Source organism: Staphylococcus intermedius NCTC 11048 (assembly GCF_002902385.1).
In the GTDB taxonomy this organism is placed as follows: domain Bacteria; phylum Bacillota; class Bacilli; order Staphylococcales; family Staphylococcaceae; genus Staphylococcus; species Staphylococcus intermedius.
This window is the reverse complement of sequence record NZ_PPQH01000123.1, coordinates 682-2437: the sequence shown is the minus strand read 5'-3', so window position 1 is coordinate 2437 and position 1756 is coordinate 682. Positions and strand designations below refer to the sequence as shown.

The following is a 1756-nucleotide window of genomic DNA, read 5'->3' as shown; positions in this document are numbered from 1 at the left end:
TAGGGGCTATATTTCTAAAAACTGTAGTTTATTCATTCCTAAATCTTTACTTTTAATCAACAAACCTACATTTTCTAATTCTATATAATACTTTTGAATAGTACGTACATTCAAATTTAATGGCTTTCCGATTTCTGTTCCTTTTATTTTAAGGTAATCTGCTTTCTTAAGCAATTGAATATATCGATAATAAGTATAAAATATTTTCGCTCCCTCAGACAAATCCTGATATTTCCCATATACAAATTCTTCATTTAAAGGAATAAATTCTCTATTATGCGGTCTAGTAACTTTTATAACTTTATTATTATCTATAGTTACAATACCCGTCTTATATAAGTAAGATAAACGTATACCTATACCGACTTTCGTAAGTCCTATCATTTCTCCTAATTGTTTTTGTTGCATCGGTAAATATCCATCCTCATCACTTAATGAATATAACAAAGATAAGAAAAACTTCTGCGTCATAGTTAAATGGAAATATGGCTCTTCTTGAAAAAAGCATTTATATATATAAAATCTGTCATTCATCTTATCACCCACTTCAATTACTCTTATCTATATAATAACATTATTGGAAATAAATTTGACTATCATAAATTTATTAGTTTTCCATTGGAATATAGAATTACCAATGTTATAATAGGAACAAATAAAAAACACAGTTGTTCGCCGCAACTGTGTTAGGGTGTTCTGTCGCCAGAACCAAACAAATTAAATTGAGATTTTCGTAATCAAATAGTTAATCATAAATAAAAACGTAAGTACGTAGTTATTTACGACTTTATTTATACTCTTATTATAAAGGGCATTCTTCCACAAATCAACTATCCTACTTAATTTGTTAATTTTCGTAATATTCTACTGGCGACAAACCCCTGAAAATCACTTAAAGAGGGGAATTAAAATGGAAAACAACTTCAAAACACGCGTATGTAACCTAAACGATAAAAAACATTTACCATTTCTTAAAGCTTACAAATTCTTATTCGAAGACAAAAACTATCAAGACCTCCCATACCAAGCTAAAGCAATGTATACGTATATCGCAAATAAACAAATCCGTGTCTTAAAATCTCAAAATAAAAATGCGTATATTGATAATAATGGGAAACCATTCGTTATTTACTCTATCAAAGACTTAGAAAACGACCTCAAATTATCTAATTCATCAGCAAAAAAATACAAACGTATTTTGGTTGATTATGAGCTTATTACTACTACAAATAAAGGTATACATATTTATGTTAATACACCTGAATTATCCAATGATTCATTGACTTATTCTGACGGTAAAAAACTGTCTTATTTTCACATGCCAAAATTCTTTGATACAAATCCAAACTATAAGAATGCGTCTTTGCTTACAAAATTAGTATACACATTACAAAAAGAGCGATTTACGCTTACACTCAAAAATGTAAATATTAAAAAAGCTTCAAAATATGTAGATGAAAAGGGACGTATTTTCTGCATTTATGCCAACCAAGAATTAGCCCAAATGCTCAATGTATGTGAAAAGAAAATTATTGATGCAAAAAAAGAGTTAATAGCGCTAGGTTTACTTAAACAAAAAAGACAAGGTATTCATGACCCAAATCGCCTATATTTATATACACCATTGTATAGTGAGCAATTATCAACCGAAGAATTTTTAGAAGAAAATAAAGAGAAAGATAATACTGCAAAACGCAAGCAAAAATTTGTATTAGTACCCCCTGAAAAATCTATGAAGGGGTGCCTTTATAAGGTG

At 28.9% G+C, this 1756-nt stretch carries 2 protein-coding genes; one reads left to right on the top strand and one right to left on the bottom strand.

The annotated features are described in order from the left end of the window. Nucleotides 1–6: 6 nt before the first annotated feature. Entirely contained in the window at nt 7–546 is a 540-nt protein-coding gene (locus CD138_RS13375; RefSeq protein ID WP_096560296.1) for a cyclic nucleotide-binding domain-containing protein, read from the bottom strand. Between the two features lie 364 nt (nt 547–910). On the opposite strand from CD138_RS13375, the gene CD138_RS14570 reads away from it, so the two are divergent. Further along, nucleotides 911–1756: replication initiator protein A (locus tag CD138_RS14570; RefSeq protein WP_219727733.1), on the top strand; the 846-nt coding region annotated here is incomplete at its 3' end.